General features: G+C 39.3%; 16 protein-coding genes. 12 read left to right on the forward strand and 4 right to left on the reverse strand.

Annotation, left to right across the window (positions count from 1 at the left end):
• Window positions 1–106 precede the first annotated feature (106 nt).
• The 11 genes from kdsD to mgtE all read left to right on the forward strand — a co-directional run bounded on the left by kdsD (window position 107) and on the right by mgtE (window position 8,333).
• On the forward strand, window positions 107–1,081 hold the full coding sequence (gene kdsD / locus HC728_RS07385; RefSeq protein WP_011261185.1) for an arabinose-5-phosphate isomerase KdsD: 975 nt from the start codon (window positions 107–109) through the stop codon (window positions 1,079–1,081).
• Window positions 1,081–1,641, forward strand: a complete 561-nt coding sequence (kdsC, locus tag HC728_RS07390; protein WP_005417500.1) for a 3-deoxy-manno-octulosonate-8-phosphatase KdsC — start codon at window positions 1,081–1,083, stop codon at window positions 1,639–1,641. Before kdsD ends, kdsC begins: the two co-directional genes overlap by 1 nt.
• The gene (gene lptC, locus HC728_RS07395; RefSeq protein WP_012534144.1) at window positions 1,638–2,201 is read left to right on the forward strand and encodes an LPS export ABC transporter periplasmic protein LptC; all 564 of its coding nucleotides are present in this window, start codon (window positions 1,638–1,640) and stop codon (window positions 2,199–2,201) included. The genes kdsC and lptC overlap by 4 nt, the downstream gene beginning before the upstream one ends.
• Window positions 2,182–2,679: a lipopolysaccharide transport periplasmic protein LptA gene (gene lptA / locus HC728_RS07400; protein WP_012533710.1), complete on the forward strand. Its 498-nt coding sequence runs from the start codon at window positions 2,182–2,184 to the stop codon at window positions 2,677–2,679. Before lptC ends, lptA begins: the two co-directional genes overlap by 20 nt.
• Before the next feature lie 2 nt (window positions 2,680–2,681).
• A complete protein-coding gene (lptB, locus tag HC728_RS07405) occupies window positions 2,682–3,407 on the forward strand; it encodes an LPS export ABC transporter ATP-binding protein (RefSeq protein WP_005417497.1) in 726 nt (241 codons plus the stop codon).
• 65 nt (window positions 3,408–3,472) lie between these two features.
• Window positions 3,473–4,900: an RNA polymerase factor sigma-54 gene (locus HC728_RS07410; protein ID WP_370539783.1), complete on the forward strand. Its 1,428-nt coding sequence runs from the start codon at window positions 3,473–3,475 to the stop codon at window positions 4,898–4,900.
• A gap of 19 nt (window positions 4,901–4,919) precedes the next feature.
• The gene (gene hpf, locus HC728_RS07415) at window positions 4,920–5,207 is read left to right on the forward strand and encodes a ribosome hibernation promoting factor (RefSeq protein WP_011261180.1); all 288 of its coding nucleotides are present in this window, start codon (window positions 4,920–4,922) and stop codon (window positions 5,205–5,207) included.
• A 1-nt stretch (window position 5,208) separates the two neighbouring features.
• On the forward strand, window positions 5,209–5,652 hold the full coding sequence (gene ptsN / locus HC728_RS07420) for a PTS IIA-like nitrogen regulatory protein PtsN (protein WP_012534023.1): 444 nt from the start codon (window positions 5,209–5,211) through the stop codon (window positions 5,650–5,652).
• A gap of 23 nt (window positions 5,653–5,675) precedes the next feature.
• A complete protein-coding gene (gene rapZ / locus HC728_RS07425; protein ID WP_005417491.1) occupies window positions 5,676–6,530 on the forward strand; it encodes an RNase adapter RapZ in 855 nt (284 codons plus the stop codon).
• 18 nt (window positions 6,531–6,548) lie between these two features.
• The gene (locus HC728_RS07430) at window positions 6,549–6,827 is read left to right on the forward strand and encodes an HPr family phosphocarrier protein (RefSeq protein WP_005417490.1); all 279 of its coding nucleotides are present in this window, start codon (window positions 6,549–6,551) and stop codon (window positions 6,825–6,827) included.
• A gap of 150 nt (window positions 6,828–6,977) precedes the next feature.
• Window positions 6,978–8,333 (forward strand): magnesium transporter, encoded by a 1,356-nt coding sequence (gene mgtE / locus HC728_RS07435; protein WP_190395251.1) that lies wholly within the window; start codon window positions 6,978–6,980, stop codon window positions 8,331–8,333.
• 107 nt (window positions 8,334–8,440) lie between these two features.
• Here the strand turns inward: mgtE and pmbA are convergent, their stop codons facing one another.
• Window positions 8,441–9,784 carry a metalloprotease PmbA gene (pmbA, locus tag HC728_RS07440; RefSeq protein ID WP_065597602.1) on the reverse strand — a complete coding sequence of 448 codons (1,344 nt, stop codon included), beginning with the start codon at window positions 9,782–9,784 and terminating at the stop codon, window positions 8,441–8,443.
• 118 nt (window positions 9,785–9,902) lie between these two features.
• Between pmbA and yjgA the strand changes: the two genes are divergently transcribed.
• Window positions 9,903–10,433 (forward strand): ribosome biogenesis factor YjgA, encoded by a 531-nt coding sequence (gene yjgA, locus HC728_RS07445; RefSeq protein WP_005417486.1) that lies wholly within the window; start codon window positions 9,903–9,905, stop codon window positions 10,431–10,433.
• 86 nt (window positions 10,434–10,519) lie between these two features.
• On the opposite strand, the gene tldD is transcribed toward yjgA, so the two are convergent.
• The 3 genes from tldD to HC728_RS07460 form a co-directional block, all read right to left on the reverse strand.
• The gene (gene tldD / locus HC728_RS07450) at window positions 10,520–11,965 is read right to left on the reverse strand and encodes a metalloprotease TldD (protein WP_065597601.1); all 1,446 of its coding nucleotides are present in this window, start codon (window positions 11,963–11,965) and stop codon (window positions 10,520–10,522) included.
• A gap of 93 nt (window positions 11,966–12,058) precedes the next feature.
• On the reverse strand, window positions 12,059–12,877 hold the full coding sequence (locus HC728_RS07455) for a carbon-nitrogen hydrolase family protein (RefSeq protein ID WP_012533501.1): 819 nt from the start codon (window positions 12,875–12,877) through the stop codon (window positions 12,059–12,061).
• A 14-nt stretch (window positions 12,878–12,891) separates the two neighbouring features.
• Complete coding sequence (locus HC728_RS07460) at window positions 12,892–16,761, reverse strand: YhdP family protein (RefSeq protein ID WP_190395252.1); 3,870 nt, start codon at window positions 16,759–16,761, stop codon at window positions 12,892–12,894.

A 16,761-nucleotide genomic window follows, 5' to 3' on the forward strand; every position in this document is an offset into this window, starting at 1 on the left:
CTTTTACCTACTCAATATTGAACTAGCTCTGGCAAATGGCATAATATTTGTATAGGCTATTCCTCTAAATCATAAATTCCGCTCAAATACAGCAAGGTGGTAACCGATGGCAACTCAGTTTGATTTCTGCAAAGCAGGAAAAAATGTTCTTCAAATTGAAATCGATGCTCTTACCCAACTCAGCAATTACATTAACGATGACTTCACTAAAGCGTGTCAATTAATGCTTGAATGCAAGCAAAAAGTTGTTGTTATGGGAATGGGTAAATCAGGTCACATTGGTAATAAGATTGCAGCTACCTTAGCAAGTACAGGCACTCCCTCTTTCTTTGTACACCCTGGCGAAGCAAGCCATGGTGATTTAGGCATGATTGAAAAAGGCGATATTGTTATTGCTATTTCTAACTCAGGTGAAGCGTCTGAAATTCTTGCTTTACTGCCAGTAATTAAACGTCTAGGTATCACTTTAATTACAATGACAGGTAAACCGGAATCTAGCATGGCAAAAGTCGCTGATGTGAACCTTCAAATTACGGTTCCTCAAGAAGCTTGCCCTCTTGGTTTAGCGCCAACATCAAGTACAACAGCAACCCTTGCTATGGGAGACGCTTTTGCTGTTGCGCTTCTTCAAGCAAGAGGCTTTACTGCTGATGACTTTGCTTTATCACATCCAGGTGGCGCTTTGGGTCGTAAATTACTACTCTTATTATCAGACATCATGCATACAGGTGATGAATTGCCAATGGTTACGGCTGATGCTCTTATTAAAACAGCACTTTTAGAAGTGTCTGAAAAAGGGTTAGGAATGACAGCTATCGTTGATAACGAGCAAAAAGTAATTGGTATCTTCACTGATGGTGACTTACGTCGCCTTTTAGATAATAAGATCGATATCCATACTCAAACTATTGGAGAAGTAATGACACACTCTCCAGCGGTTGCTAATCCAAACTTACTTGCTGTTGAAGGTCTAAACCTAATGCAAGATAAGAAAATAAATGGATTATTACTTTGTGATGAAACTCATCGCTTAGTTGGTGCATTGAATATGCATGACTTATTAAAAGCGGGAGTGATGTAATGACAACAAAATTAGTTTCAACTCTTTATGGCCAAGTTGAAGAGTCAATCTTTAACATAGCAAAAGACATCAAGCTTCTAATTTGTGATGTTGATGGCGTCTTCTCTGATGGCCTTGTTTACATGGGTAATGATGGCGAAGAACTAAAAACGTTCCATACTCGTGATGGCTATGGTGTGAAATCACTTATGTCAGCAGGGGTTGAAATTGCGATTATTACGGGCCGTAGCTCAAAAATTGTTGAAAACCGAATGACAGCTCTTGGTATTAAATTGATCTACCAAGGACAAGACAACAAATTACAAGCATACCAAGATATTTTAACTAAACTCAATGTAGCCCCAGAGCATACTGGTTATATTGGTGATGACCTTATTGATTGGCCTGTTATGGAAAAAGTTGCATTAAAGGTATGTGTTGCTGATGGACATCCTTTATTAGTTCAACGTGCAAACTATGTAACAACCATAAAAGGTGGTCATGGTGCTGTTCGTGAAGTAAGTGACCTGATCCTCGAAGCAAAAGGTGAATTAGAGCAACATAAAGGTTTGAGCATATGAGCTTAAAACATCTTTTCATGGCCATTCTATTGATGATTTGTAGCTGGTCAGGCTACAACTTATATTATGACTACGTGAAAGGTGAACAACAGACAACACCAGACCAACAAGTCCCTGTTTTTACAGGCAAAGGAATTTCGAATAATAACTACGATGTAAGTGGTATTCGTAACTATCAAATAAACGCAAAAGCATTAGCTCGATTTGGTAAGACTGGTGAAACGAACTTCACAACACCTCACCTTTTTGTATTCAAAGATGGTGAATTAAAAGAATGGGAGATCATCTCCGATCTCGGCGTTTTAAATAAAAAGCACGAACTTTACTTAAGTGGTAACGTTATTGTTAAAAATCTACTGCCTGACGCAGCATTTGAGACAATGACAACGGACAGTATGAAGATCGAGCTAACGACAAAAGACTTTATGACAGAGGATGTTGTTAATCTCATTGGCCCTACTTTTGAAACAACAGGAGTTGGAATGAAAGGTAACTTCACAAGCCAAGAAGCAACCCTATTAGAAAATGTACAAGGTATCTATGAAGCTTTCACACGTTAGTCTACTTGCAAGTCTACTTTTCAGTGCTTCAAGCTGGGCATTGAGTAGCGATACAGAACAACCGATCCACATTAATTCAAATTCACAGAATTTTGATATGCAGAGTAACCAAGTAACCTTTACAGGTGACGTGACTCTAAAACAAGGCAGTATCGAAATTTTTGCAGATAAAATTGTGGTAATTCGTCCTCAAGGTAAAGAAGGACGAGAAGTGTTAGAAGCATATGGAAAACCAACTCGCTTTAGTCAATTAACTGATGATGGTAAAACATTAAAAGGTAAAGCGAATAAATTACGTTATGAATTAGAAAACGAATTTCTAAAAATGACTGATAGCGCAGAGCTAACCCAAGATGACAGCATCATAAAAGGTAAAGTAATTACCTATAATATGAAGACTCAAAAACTAATTGCTGATGGTGGTAAAGACGATCGCGTAACAACCATCCTTCAGCCTAGCCAATTGAATAATAAATAATTATGGCAATATTAGAAGCAAAGAATTTAGCAAAAACATACGGAAGCCGCAAAGTAGTTTCCGATGTAAGCCTTACCGTTGAATCTGGAAAAATTGTTGGTTTATTAGGGCCTAATGGTGCAGGTAAAACGACCTCTTTCTATATGATTGTAGGCTTAGTCGCTCGTGATGAAGGTTCGATTACTATTGATGGTGTCGACATCTCATTGCAACCAATGCATAACCGCTCAAAAATGGGGATAGGCTATCTACCTCAAGAAGCTTCTATATTTAGAAAATTGTCAGTATTTGACAATATCATGGCCGTTTTACAAACGCGTAAAGATCTAAATAAAGCTGAACGTCTTGATAAACTTGAAGAACTATTAGATGAGTTCAATATCCAGCACATCCGTAATAGTAATGGTATGGCGCTATCTGGTGGTGAACGTCGTCGTGTTGAAATCGCACGCGCACTCGCTGCTAATCCTAAATTCATTTTATTGGATGAACCATTTGCTGGTGTTGACCCAATCTCGGTTATTGATATCAAAAAGATCATTCAACATCTAAGAGATCGTGGTTTAGGCGTATTAATCACTGACCACAATGTTCGTGAAACACTTGATGTATGTGAACATGCTTACATCGTAAGCCAAGGTCACATGATTGCAAATGGCACTCCTGAACACGTATTAAATGATGAACACGTAAAACGCGTTTATCTTGGTGATCAATTTAAGTTGTAATGTACAAAAGGTATCGCTAAATAATGAAAGCATCTCTTCAGCTAAAAATGGGACAACAACTTGCTATGACGCCTCAGTTGCAGCAAGCTATTCGATTATTGCAATTATCGACCCTTGACCTACAGCAAGAGATTCAAGAAGCGCTCGACTCAAATCCACTTCTAGATGTAGAAGAGGAAGCATTAAGCACACCTGAAACTCTTACCTCTCCTGAGCCTCAAGCGGAAAAAGAAACCGCATCAGCAGAACAAGAAACACCAGTAACTGATAGCAGCGATGTCATTGAAAGCAATAACATTTCAGAAGAACTTGAGATGGATGCAAGTTGGGATGATGTTTATAGCGCAAACAGTGGAAGCACTGGATTAGCTATTGATGATGACACTCCTATTTATCAAGGTGAAACCACAGAAAGCTTACAAGATTATCTGATGTGGCAAGCTGACTTAACCCCATTTACCGATCTTGATCGAACAATCGCAACCACGATTATCGAGTCATTAGATGAATACGGTTACCTGACTAGTTCTCTCGACGATATTTTAGAAAGTATTGGAGATGAAGAGGTTGAAATGGATGAAGTTGAAGCGGTTTTAAAACGCATTCAACAATTTGATCCACTAGGTGTTGCTTCTCGTGATTTAGCTGAGTGTCTATTACTTCAACTTGCAACTTACCCTGCTGATACCCCTTGGTTACCTGAAACTAAGCTGATTTTAAAAGATCATATTAATTTATTAGGAAATCGAGACTACCGACAACTAGCAAAAGAGACTAAGCTTAAAGAAAGTGACTTAAAGCAAGTCATGATGCTTATTCACGAGTTAGATCCTCGCCCAGGTAATCGTGTTATCGATACTGAAACTGAGTACGTTATTCCTGATGTTTCTGTATTCAAACATAATGGAAAATGGGTGGTAACCATTAACCCTGACAGTGTTCCTCGCTTAAAAGTAAACGCTGAATATGCGGCTCTTGGTAAGACAATGGGCAACACTCCGGATGGGCAATTCATTCGAACCAATTTGCAAGAGGCAAAGTGGTTAATTAAGAGCCTAGAGAGCAGAAACGAGACGCTGCTCAAAGTTGCACGTTGTATAGTTGAACATCAACAAGATTTCTTCGAATATGGTGAAGAAGCAATGAAACCTATGGTTTTAAATGACATCGCATTAGATGTCGATATGCACGAATCCACCATATCACGAGTAACAACACAGAAGTTCATGCATACCCCTCGAGGTATTTTTGAATTGAAATATTTCTTCTCTAGTCATGTTAGTACGGATAATGGTGGTGAATGCTCATCTACAGCAATCCGAGCACTAGTGAAAAAATTGGTTGCGGCTGAGAATCAAGCTAAGCCGTTAAGTGATAGTAAAATTGCAACCTTACTGGCTGAGCAAGGGATCCAAGTAGCACGCCGTACCATTGCTAAATATCGTGAATCACTTGGTATCGCACCATCAAATCAGCGTAAGCGTTTACTTTAATTAATTAAAAGGAAGTGTTATGCAAATAAACATCGCAGGTCAAAACGTCGAACTAACCGATAGCCTTCGTGAGTATGTGAATACCAAATTCCAAAAATTAGAGCGTTTTTTTGAACACATTAATAATGTACATGTTGTATTAAAATTAGAAAAAGTACAGCATGTAGCAGAAGCAACACTTCACGTAAATCAAGGTGACATACACGCTCATTCTGACTCAGAAGATATGTATGCAGCTATTGATGGTTTGGTTGATAAATTGATCCGCCAACTCAATAAACATAAAGAAAAACTAAGTAGTCATTAACATGCAGTTAAGCACCATTCTTTCATTGGATTGCACGAAAAGTGCAGTCCAATGCACAAGCAAAAAGCGCGCATTAGAACTTATTAGTGAGATTGCCGCACCTCAAATTGGTCAAAGCCCTCAAGAGCTTTTTGAAAGCTTATTAAACCGAGAAAAAATGGGAAGTACTGGTATAGGTAATGGGATAGCTATCCCCCATGGCCGAATGTTCAATTGTGATAATGCCGTAGCTGTACTTATCCAATGCCAAGAACCCATCGAATTTGATGCTATTGATAATCGTCCTGTTGATATTCTTTTTGCACTTCTCGTTCCCGATGAACAATGTAAGCTTCATCTAAAAACACTTTCTAGTGTTGCTGAAAAACTCAATGATAAACAAGTATTACGTCAGCTGCGCCATGCGGAAAATGATGACGAGCTTTATCAAATCATCACATCTTAACCATCTTTTTTAAGGTCATAATAATGAAACTCATGGTAGTTAGCGGAAGCTCTGGTGCAGGTAAATCTGTCGCTTTACGTGTATTAGAAGATCTTGGTTATTATTGTGTTGATAATTTACCTATTGATTTACTCACTCAGTTTGTGGAATCCATTCAACATAGCAGTCAAAATGTTGCTGTCAGTGTTGATATCCGCAACCTACCTAAAGATCCTGCATTATTAAAAAACACCTTAGCGCTATTAAAGAAAACACATGATGTTACGGTTATCTTTTTAGATGCTGAAGATAAAGAGCTAATTAAGCGCTACAGCGAAACTCGCCGTTTGCACCCGCTCTCTTTAATCGGAGAGCAATGTTCTTTAGAACAAGCCGTAACACTTGAGAAAAGCATTTTAAGTGACTACAGAGAAGAAGCCGATCTTGTCTTAGATACCACAACAAAATCGATTCATGATTTAAGTGAAACCCTACGCTCACGGATCCTAGGTCGAGAATCTAAAGAGTTGGTGATGGTATTTGAATCTTTTGGATTTAAGCACGGTTTACCCACCGATGCTGATTATGTTTTTGATGTACGCTTCTTACCTAATCCTCATTGGGAACCAAGTTTACGCCCGATGACAGGGTTAGATAAACCCGTTGCTGACTATTTAGCAAAACACGCAGAAGTCATCCAACTTAAAGAGCAAATCCAACAATTTTTGACCACCTGGCTACCTGCTCTTGAAAAAAATAATCGCAGTTATTTAACCGTAGCGATTGGTTGTACTGGTGGTCAACACCGCTCTGTTTATATTACCCAACAATTAGGGGAATACTTTAAACAGCGAGGTAAACAAGTTCAGATCCGTCATAAAACCCTAGAAAGACATTAATATTAAAGAGCCTTAATTATGCCAATCTCATCTCGCCACTTATTAATAAAAAATCGATTAGGTTTACATGCTCGCGCCGCAATAAAATTAGTTGAGATGGCACAAAGCTTTGATGCTGTAATTACCTTAACCAATGAAGAGAACACTCAAGCAACGGCAGATGGTGTTATGGGGCTTTTAATGCTCGATTCATCACAAGGACAATACGTAGATGTCTCTGCTGATGGCGTTGATGCAGAACAAGCACTCAATGCTATTTGTGAGCTTATTGAAGCGGGTTTTGATGAAGATGAGTAGATAATACTCATCTCAACACCTGTTTAACCCAATCCTTACAAAATTCACTTATCGTGCCTTCCAAATTGCGTTACTATTCAGCCCATTATCTAATCTAGATTGTCTATACTCATTATTCGAGTTAGAAATCGGTTTTCTATGGGGGAGAGTATGCAAGAGCTACAAGATTTCGATCAAACCCATCAAACTCTTCAAGAAGTATCTAATGCACTTGATAGTGGGATGTTTGTCCATGTTCGTCGTTTATTACAGGACATGGAACCCGAGGATATTGCCCATCTATTAGAAGCTTCGCCCAGAAAAAGCCGTAACGTATTATGGCAGTTAACCGATCCTGAAGATTACGGTGAGATCCTTGATGAGCTATCTGAAGATGTAAAAGATGGCATCGTCTCTCAAATGGCTCCAGAAAGCATTGCTGAAGCAACTGAAGGTATGGAGACAGATGATGTCGCTTACGTTCTTCGTAGCTTACCTGACGATGTTTCTCGTGAAGTATTGAGCCAAATGGATACGGTTGATCGCTTCCGCGTTGAAACCGCTCTATCGTACCCAGAGGACACCGCTGGCGGTATGATGAATACCGACTTCATAACGATTCGTGCTGATGTCGAGATCGATGTTGTTCTTCGTTACCTTCGTATGAAAGGTGAATTACCAGAAGCCACCGATGCACTGTACGTATTAGATAAAGAAAGCCGCTTAATCGGTCATTTATCTTTAACTACAATTCTTACTGCCCAGCCCGATGTTCTGGTCAGTGATGTAATGGAAGACGCCGATGAAGCGATTCCTGTAAATACGGATGATGGTGAAGTTGCCAATTTATTTGAACGTCGTAACTGGGTTTCTGCACCAGTTGTTGATGAAAATAATTTGCTCTTAGGTCGTATCACTATCGATGATGTTGTCGATGTTATTCGTGAAGACGCTGAACACTCAATGATGAGTATGGCCGGTATGGATGACGAAGAAGATACCTTTGCACCCGTAGTAAAATCCGCACGTCGTCGTAGTGTTTGGCTTGGTATGAATGTACTTGCAGCACTTGCAGCGGCATCTGTTTCAAACATGTTTGAAGCAACCTTAGCGCAAATGGCTTCTATTGCAGTCTTAATGACAATCGTACCATCAATGGGTGGCGTGGCTGGTAACCAAACTGTTGCTCTGGTTATTCGTGGCTTAGCAGTGGGTCATATCGGTGACAGTAACAAAAAAGAACTGCTTATGAAGGAAGCGGGTATCGGCATCTTAAATGGTATTCTTTGGGCAGCTATCATTGGTGGCATTGTGATGATTTGGAAAGGTGACATCATGCTTGGTGCTATTATATCTGCCGCTATGTTGGTTAACCTTACTGTAGCGGGTGTTGCGGGTGTATCGATTCCTTTAATTCTTAAAAAAATGAATATCGATCCTGCATTAGCTGGTGGCATGGCATTAACCACCATTACCGATGTTATCGGCCTATTTGCTTTCCTTGGCCTAGCAACCATCCTGATGTAATTTTGATTTTTTACATGACATAAAAAAAGCGCGCTCTCATTTAATGATTGCGCGCTTTTTTATTTATGCTTTATACCAATCTACATAAGTATTTGATCATATTACGACTACTGACCAGCAATCTTCATTGATTCAATTAAAATAGAACCCGTTTGGATTTGAGAACGAGTTTCTACATCATTACCTACAGCAACAATATTGTGATACATGTCAGCAAGATTACCTGCAATGGTAATTTCAGAGACCGGATATTGAATTTCACCATTCTCAACCCAAAAACCTGCAGCTCCACGAGAGTAATCACCCGTTACCGTATTCACACCTTGTCCCATAAGCTCTGTCACTAAAAGACCTGTATCCATGGTTTTCAGCATTTGCTCAAAGCTTTGACCTGTAGATTTAACAAACCAGTTATGGATACCACCAGCATGCCCTGTTGGTGTCATGTTTAATTTACGTGCAGCATAGCTAGTTAATAGATACGTAGCTAATACACCATCGGTAATGATTTCACGGTCTTGAGTGTATAAACCTTCACTATCAAATGGACTACTTGCCAGTCCTTTTAAAATATGTGGACGCTCACTTACGTTAAACCACTCAGGTAAAATCTTCTCATTTAGCTTATCAAGCATAAATGTCGATTTACGGTATAAGTTAGCACCACTAATCGCCATAACTAAGTGCCCTAATAAGCCTGTAGCAACGTCAGCAGCAAACATTACAGGTACCTTCATAGTATCTAGCTTTTTAGCATCTAAACGACTTACTGTGCGTTTTGCAGCTTCTAAACCTACTTTTTTAGCATCCCATAAATCATCACGATGACGAGCAACGGTGTAGCTATAATCACGTTCCATATCGCCATTTTTATCAACACCAATCACACTACAACTGATGCTTTGACGACTTGAAGGGTAACTTGCCAACATACCATGACTGTTACCATATACTTTAATGCCATAATGACTATCGTAGCTAGCACCGTCGCTTTGCTTAATTGATGAGTGATACTCTAAAGCCGCTTGCTCAGCTTCAATGGCTTTTTGTGCAGCATAATCTGGCTCTGGTTCATCTGGGTGAAATAAATCCAAATCAGGAATATTTTTCGCCATTAATTCTTTTGGCGCTGGACCTGAAAACGGGTCTTCTGATGTGTAGTTTGCAATATCAAGTGCTGCAGCAACCGTTTGTTGAATCGCTTTATCACTTAGATCAGATGTTGATGCGCTGCCTTTACGATGACCACGGTATACAGTGATGCCTAACGCACCATCACGGTTAAATTCAACATTCTCAACCTCACCCATAAGTGTTGATACACTAATGCCTGTCGTTTTTGTAATAGCAACTTCTGCTGCACTTGCATGCTGTGTCGCCATGTCTAAAGCTTTAGCTACCGCTGCTTCGAGTTCAATTTTTTGATTCATCATTTGCTGTTTTGCGCCCATAACATCTGACTAAATAGATACATTTTTACTAGAATAACATTCTATGTGATAAATTTGCGCCCAATTATTCATTTATCTTGCTAAAATAGAGTCAATCACCCATTAAAGAATGAAGATCATGGCAAGAAAAAATCAGAAAGCTCCTTGGGAAGAGGAAGAAGAGATCATCTGGGTAAGTAAGACCGAGATGAAAAACGACATGGAAGACTTACAAAAATTGGGCGAAGAGTTAGTTGGTTTAAAACCATCTGTTCTGGCTAAATTCCCTCTTTCAGACGATCTGAGAGAAGCGATCAATGATGCTCAGCGTTTTAAAAATGAAGCGAAACGTCGTCAACTGCAATTCATTGGTAAGCTAATGCGTAATGAAGATCCAGAGCCAATTCAATTAGCTCTAGATAAAATTCGCAACAAGCACTCACAAGCAACAGCCGCACTTCATAAACTAGAAACACTTCGAGATCGTATGATTGAAGAAGGTGACGCAGTAATTGAAGAAGTAATGGTGAAATACCCTGACGCCGATCGTCAGCGTTTCCGCCAACTTGCGCGCCAAGCTAAAAAAGAAAAAGCATCGAACAAGCCACCAAAGGCGTTCCGTGAAATTTTCCAAATCTTAAAAGATTTATACCTAAACGAAGATCTGTAATTCTTTTGAATTCATATTTTTGTTAATAAAAAAGCCAAGCATCTTAATGATCCTTGGCTCTTTTTTTATTCATTTCGTTGTCAGTATTACTCTGTACCACCAACCGTTAAAGCATCTAGTTTAAGCGTTGGTTGACCAACTCCAACAGGTACGCTCTGACCAGCTTTGCCACATACACCAACACCACGATCGAGTGATAAATCATTACCAACCATCGAGATTTGCTGCATTGCTTCAATGCCAGAACCAATTAATGTTGCCCCTTTTACTGGGCGAGTAATTTTACCATCTTCAATTAAATATGCTTCTGATGCTGAGAAAACAAACTTACCAGAGGTAATATCTACTTGGCCACCACCAAAATTAGGTGCATAAATACCTTTTTTAACTGTTGAGATGATTTCTTCAGGTGCATACTCACCAGGCAGCATATAAGTATTCGTCATACGAGGCATTGGTAAATGTGCGTAAGACTCACGACGGCCATTACCTGTAGGTGTAACACCCATTAATCGAGCATTAAGCTTATCCTGCATGTAGCCTTTTAATACACCATTTTCGATTAGTGTATTGTATTGCCCAGGAACACCTTCATCATCGACATTTAATGAACCACGGCGATCAAGCATAGTGCCATCGTCAACAATAGTGCATACAGAAGACGTTACTTTCTCACCAACTTTGCCAGCAAATACTGACGAACCTTTACGGTTAAAGTCACCTTCAAGACCGTGTCCTACTGCTTCATGCAATAAAACCCCTGGCCAACCAGAACCAAGAACTACAGGCATCATACCAGCAGGTGCTGCGTCAGCATCAAGATTAACTAAGGCTTGGCGAATCGCCTCATCAGCAAACTCTAGTGCAATAGATTTACCATTTACTTCCGTTAAGAAATAATCATAACCATAGCGGCCACCACCACCAGCGCTACCACGTTCACGCTTATCACCACGCTGAACTAATACGCTAATAGAAAGACGTACCAATGGACGAATATCAGCAGCATAGGTTCCATCTAAAGCAGCAACAAGCATTTGCTCATAAACACCACTTATGCTTGCAGACACTTCTTGAACTAGCGGTTCTTTCGCACGAATATAAGCGTCGATCTCTTCAAGCAATGCGATCTTCTGTTGCTTATCTAAGCTATTTAACGGATTTACAGGCTGATAAAATTGAGGAATAGACTGCGATGAAAATGCCTTAACTTTACCTTCACCACCTTGCTGAACGATACCACGAGCCGCTTTAGCACTCTGAGTTAATGCTTCAAGGTTAATCTGATCTGAATAAGCAAACCCTGTTTTTTCTCCAGCAACAGCTCGAATACCTACACCACGATCTATATTAAAAGACCCGTCTTTAATAATACTGTCTTCAAGTACCAATGACTCATGCCAACATGATTGAAAGTAGATATCAGCGTAGTCTACGTCTCGTTTTGCGATGGTGCTTAAGGTCTGAGACAGTTCCTGCTGACCGATCCCTGCTTGACTCAATAAGGATTGTTCTACTTCTTGCAAACTCATTAGGAATACTCTTTTTTAAGAATTTAAAATCTATCGTTTAATTATGAAGAAAAAAGAGTGAGTTTTATAGGCTAAACTCACTCTTTTCTGTATTTAAAGTAGATGACTAGTTAAACGAGCGTGTTGAGCTACGGGCATTTTTTTTCGAATTTGATTCATTTGCTCAAGGTCTATATCAGCAATAATAACACCAGTACCTTCTTGTTGTGCGGTCACTTTATTACCCCACGGGTCAATAATCATTGAATGCCCCCATGTTTCGCGTCCAGCGCCATGTTTACCCCACTGCCCTGCAGCAAGTACCCAACACTGAGTTTCTATGGCTCTTGAACGTAATAATATGTCCCAATGTGCATAACCGGTAACTTTGGTAAAAGCCGCGGGAACAAGAATAATTTCAGCACCCTGTTTACGTAACTCACTATACAACTGAGGAAAACGCACATCATAGCAAATCGATAGTCCAACTTTCCCAATAGGCGTATCTACGACTTTAATGTCATTACCTGCCGTAAAAGTATCGGATTCTCGGTAACTCTGATGTCTATCTTCGACATCAACATCAAACATATGCAATTTATTGTAATGTTCGACTAAATGACCATTATCATCAAATACAAGGCTGGTTGTCGATAAACTGCCATTTTCATTTCTTGTAGGAAATGAACCTATCACAAGCCACAATTGATAGTGACGAGCAAGCGCTGACAATTGATCTTGTAATACACCTTTACCTACTGGCTCGGCATATCGCTCATAATCGTCTTTTTTCCCAAATACTATGCAATTTTCTGGAGTTAAAACTAACTTAGCACCTTGTAGTTGTAGCCCTTTTAGTTTGAGTTTTAGCTGCTTAATATTCTCATCGGGCTCCGCTCCCGAAGTCATCTGAACAATACCAACTTTACTCATAATACGTCCTTTTCTTATTTTTCCGTTTTCTCAGGTAATTGATATTCACCTTGGCTACGAGATAGCTCTTTTACTGTAGGTGAATCTAACGGTCCTTCAACCTTATAATTAACTTGCGTAATAACGTCAATAACAGGAGCAATCGCCGTCGCTACAGCCAAAACAATAATTGCGGTTTGTGGTGCTACCGCAAATGCGGTAATAATTGGTATTCCCGATGTTAAATCTGGCGTAAAGCTAACCTCTGCATCAACTAAACGAGTATTTAGATCCGCCTTACCTTTTATATTCATCTCACCAGCGACCGCATCCATCGTTAGATTATTACTAACAAAGATACCATTTCGCATCTTGCCGCTACCTGTAATTGAATTAAAGGCCATACCATCATCAAATACGTCTCTAAAGTCCAATTGCATTTTTCGGATAATAGAGTCGATACTAAATAAACCTAAGAAACGAGCAGCGCCTTTTACATCGGTAATCACCCCCTCACCTAAAGTCGATGCTAACTCACCAGATAATGTATTTGTTCGAATACTCCATGGAGCACCATCCCAATTTAAATCACCATCCATACTATAGCTTGCTTTTTGAATGCCTGAACTGATACCAAATCGAGCTAACAACTCTGAGTTATTTTCACCAGACGCTTTCACTTTAAAGGTTGAATGGCTCTTTTCTTTATCTAACAACCAATTACCTGACATGGCTAATTTATTTTCACCACTGGTAATTTTCAATTTATCTAAATAGAAAGTATCACCTTTCTTATGCAGTTTTGTGTCAACTTTCCCTAGTTTGTAACCTTGAATCCACGCATCTTTAATCGTTAATTCTAAGTTTGGCATTAAGCGGAAAAACTCACGATCAAAAGAAGATATTAGCGGCTCATTCTCTTTTGCTCGATTTAACCCTCTTTGATTTTCAGGCTTATCAAGACTTGGAATAAATATATGCAGATTATCCAATTGTACTAGCAGTTCATCATTATCTTTCCAGCTTGCCTTACCATCAACCTCTTGACTTTGGATCTGTGCATACCAACCTTGAGATTTTTTACGAATATCAGCACTCACATCATTCCAATCTAGCGATGCCAAATGAAGAGATTTAATGTTTGAATCAATTCGAGTAGGTACAGGAATAACAGGGAAGTGAGACATAGCTACACTTTTTGGTTTTTTATTAGATTCTTTACTTAAAATAGGCTCTGCAATCCATGCATCAGCATCTAAATACTTCGTATTAATTGATGCCGAATTACCAACGATAGGACTAACTTTATAATTCCCTTTACCAACAACTACATGGCTAGCGGTAATCTCTGGAATTTTTCCCGTAATATCTATTTCAGCTTGATATTTGGTATCAGGTAAAGTTAATCGCCCTGATAGTTTTTCAGAATTTCCAGAAACTTGTAGCGATGCTTTTTCATTTGCTCCTTTCTCTAATGCTAAAGGATAAGGAAGAGTTGAAGTCATATTATCTAATTGCGCATAAACGCCTATCTGATAAGTAAACCCAACATCTGCTACTTGAAGATTAATATTTGAGTTCCACGAAGACGTACCACTCACCTTATCCATCATAGGTGAATCAATATAGTTTTTAAGTGGTGCAATTTTCCAATTGCCTTTGGTTTCTATTTTCACACCATAGTAATCAGATTGGTCTTCGCCATGAAAAGATAACGAAACAGGCTGACCAAGCAACGAAGCTTTAATGCCACTTGCTTTTACAACATCATGATCAAATTCGATGCGCCCTTTAGCATTAGTCAATACGATATTAGGCGACTGCAATTCAATATGGTTATTCGCTAAATCAGCATAGCCCCACGCTCGAACATCCTCACCGGAGAATGGAATATCTAAACGCAACAATGCATCAACACGATTATCAACTTGTATGCTATTTAATGCCGCGCCCACAGAATCAACCAATGGCGTCGCTGTCATGTATTCACGAACCGCTTTGCCTGAGCCGTTTGCTGTTGCTCGAATCGTTAACTTCCCATCTTCCGATAAATTAGCAATACGCCCTGTCACTCGAGTGGCGTGAACATCCATAAGATCCGCTGAATGCGAGCTTAAAAACATTGATGCATTTTGGAACATTAAATCTAACTGAAGATTAGTTAATGGAGGCCAAGCCGTATCAAAAGCAAACTGCGCATCTTTTAAGCCAACTTTAACCTGAAAAATACCGTCATATTTCGTATAAGGAAAATCATCCAACTCACCATACCAAAGCAGTTGAACGGTTTTAGCATTACCACCTTGCACAGCCGCAGACAAATAATCAGTAAGATCTTGACCTAATGCTAATGTTGGCAAATAGCGCCACGTCTGATCTGCATTAAATGCATCGGCTTCTGCATAAAAAGAGAGTACTGATGGTTTATCTGTTGGGAAATCTAAACGGAACTCCCCTCTTGCTTGTAAATCAGGTGTAGAAACATAAATGTAATCAGACCATAAACGCCAACCGTCATTATTCACTTCCCAATAAGCCGTAACATCACCGTCTTTAATATTTAATGGCGCTTGGAAAACATCTCCATAAGGAAGAGTATCATCAACCAAAGACAGTTTTGCTTTGCCTTTCTCTTCGTTGCCAGAAATTAATACATCCAATTTATGAAACCCAGGAAGAAGCTCCCACTGGTTCATTCCGGCTGATAAAATCGATACTGAATAATTCAATCCCGTTGTTTTATCCAATTCCACGCGGATATCATTCACGCTGCCTTTTGGATTTAACGTTGTCAGTAGATCAGTCACATTATCTTGAGAAGGTGGCAATAATGTTTTCAGCCCTAATGCACTTTGCAAATCAATATGAGCTAAATTCAAAACCCATTTTTCAGGTTGCCAAGAAAAACTACCTGTAATTTCCGGCCACTTATTTCCTTGATGCTTAACCTGTACATCGGTTGCAAAAACATTCCACCCTTCATTATCAGGTTGAAGTTCAAATACGCCGCCTTCTACACTAACCTGATGAATACTTTTATCTTCAACCCAGTTTAAATACGAAGGAGACGCTTCGACTAATGCATCAATTGGTTGGCCATTTTTAAAAGAAAACCAAGCATTTACTGATACTTCACCTTGAGTTATTCCATATTCTTTTTGGATAGAATCAGTGATCCAAGGGGTCACTTGAATATTTTTAGCTTCAACATAAAAGTGACCATCTAAACTTTTAAATGATCCTTTTTCTTTGAAATTAGCAATGACTTTAAGCTGATTGATTTCACTACCAATAACGCTGACTATGCCTTCTGCTAAGTGTTTTCGGCGTTCATTACGCCATTGGAGGGAGTCAATCTGAATGGTTTTTTCGTTACCATCAAGTGCCATGAAAGCAACTTGAGAACTTTTTATGGAGAAGTGATTTAAACGCACGAGAAATAAGTCTTCTAAACGCTTAGCTAAAGACTCATCACTCTCTTTTTCTGCTTCTATATCTTCCTCATTTTTCCCTAAACTTGAAGGGCCTAACGAAGTAAGATCTGCCGTTAACTTATCAATTCTTAAATCAGCAAATTGAGGCTGTTGTGCCCATAATGAAGATAAAATATTAAGTTGAATCTCAACCGCTCCCACTGAAATTATTTCATTGCCAGTACTTGGATCAACTGCAGTCAATTTTCTAAGATTTAATGACGGATTGGTATTTCTCCAACGTCCTTTAACTTCACCAATTGAGATAGAAAAACCTGTAGTTTCTGAAAGAAAGGTTTCAATTTCGGGCTGATATTGGTTGAGAGTAGGTAGAAAAAGGCGCAGGCTGGTAATGACTAATGCTGCTAGTAAAAATACCAGCAGCAATAATCCCATCAAGCAACGTTCAAAACGAATTAACTTAGTGGTCAC

The sequence above is a fragment of the Aliivibrio sp. S10_S31 genome (assembly GCF_014694495.1).
GTDB classification, from domain to species: Bacteria; Pseudomonadota; Gammaproteobacteria; order Enterobacterales; family Vibrionaceae; genus Aliivibrio; species Aliivibrio fischeri.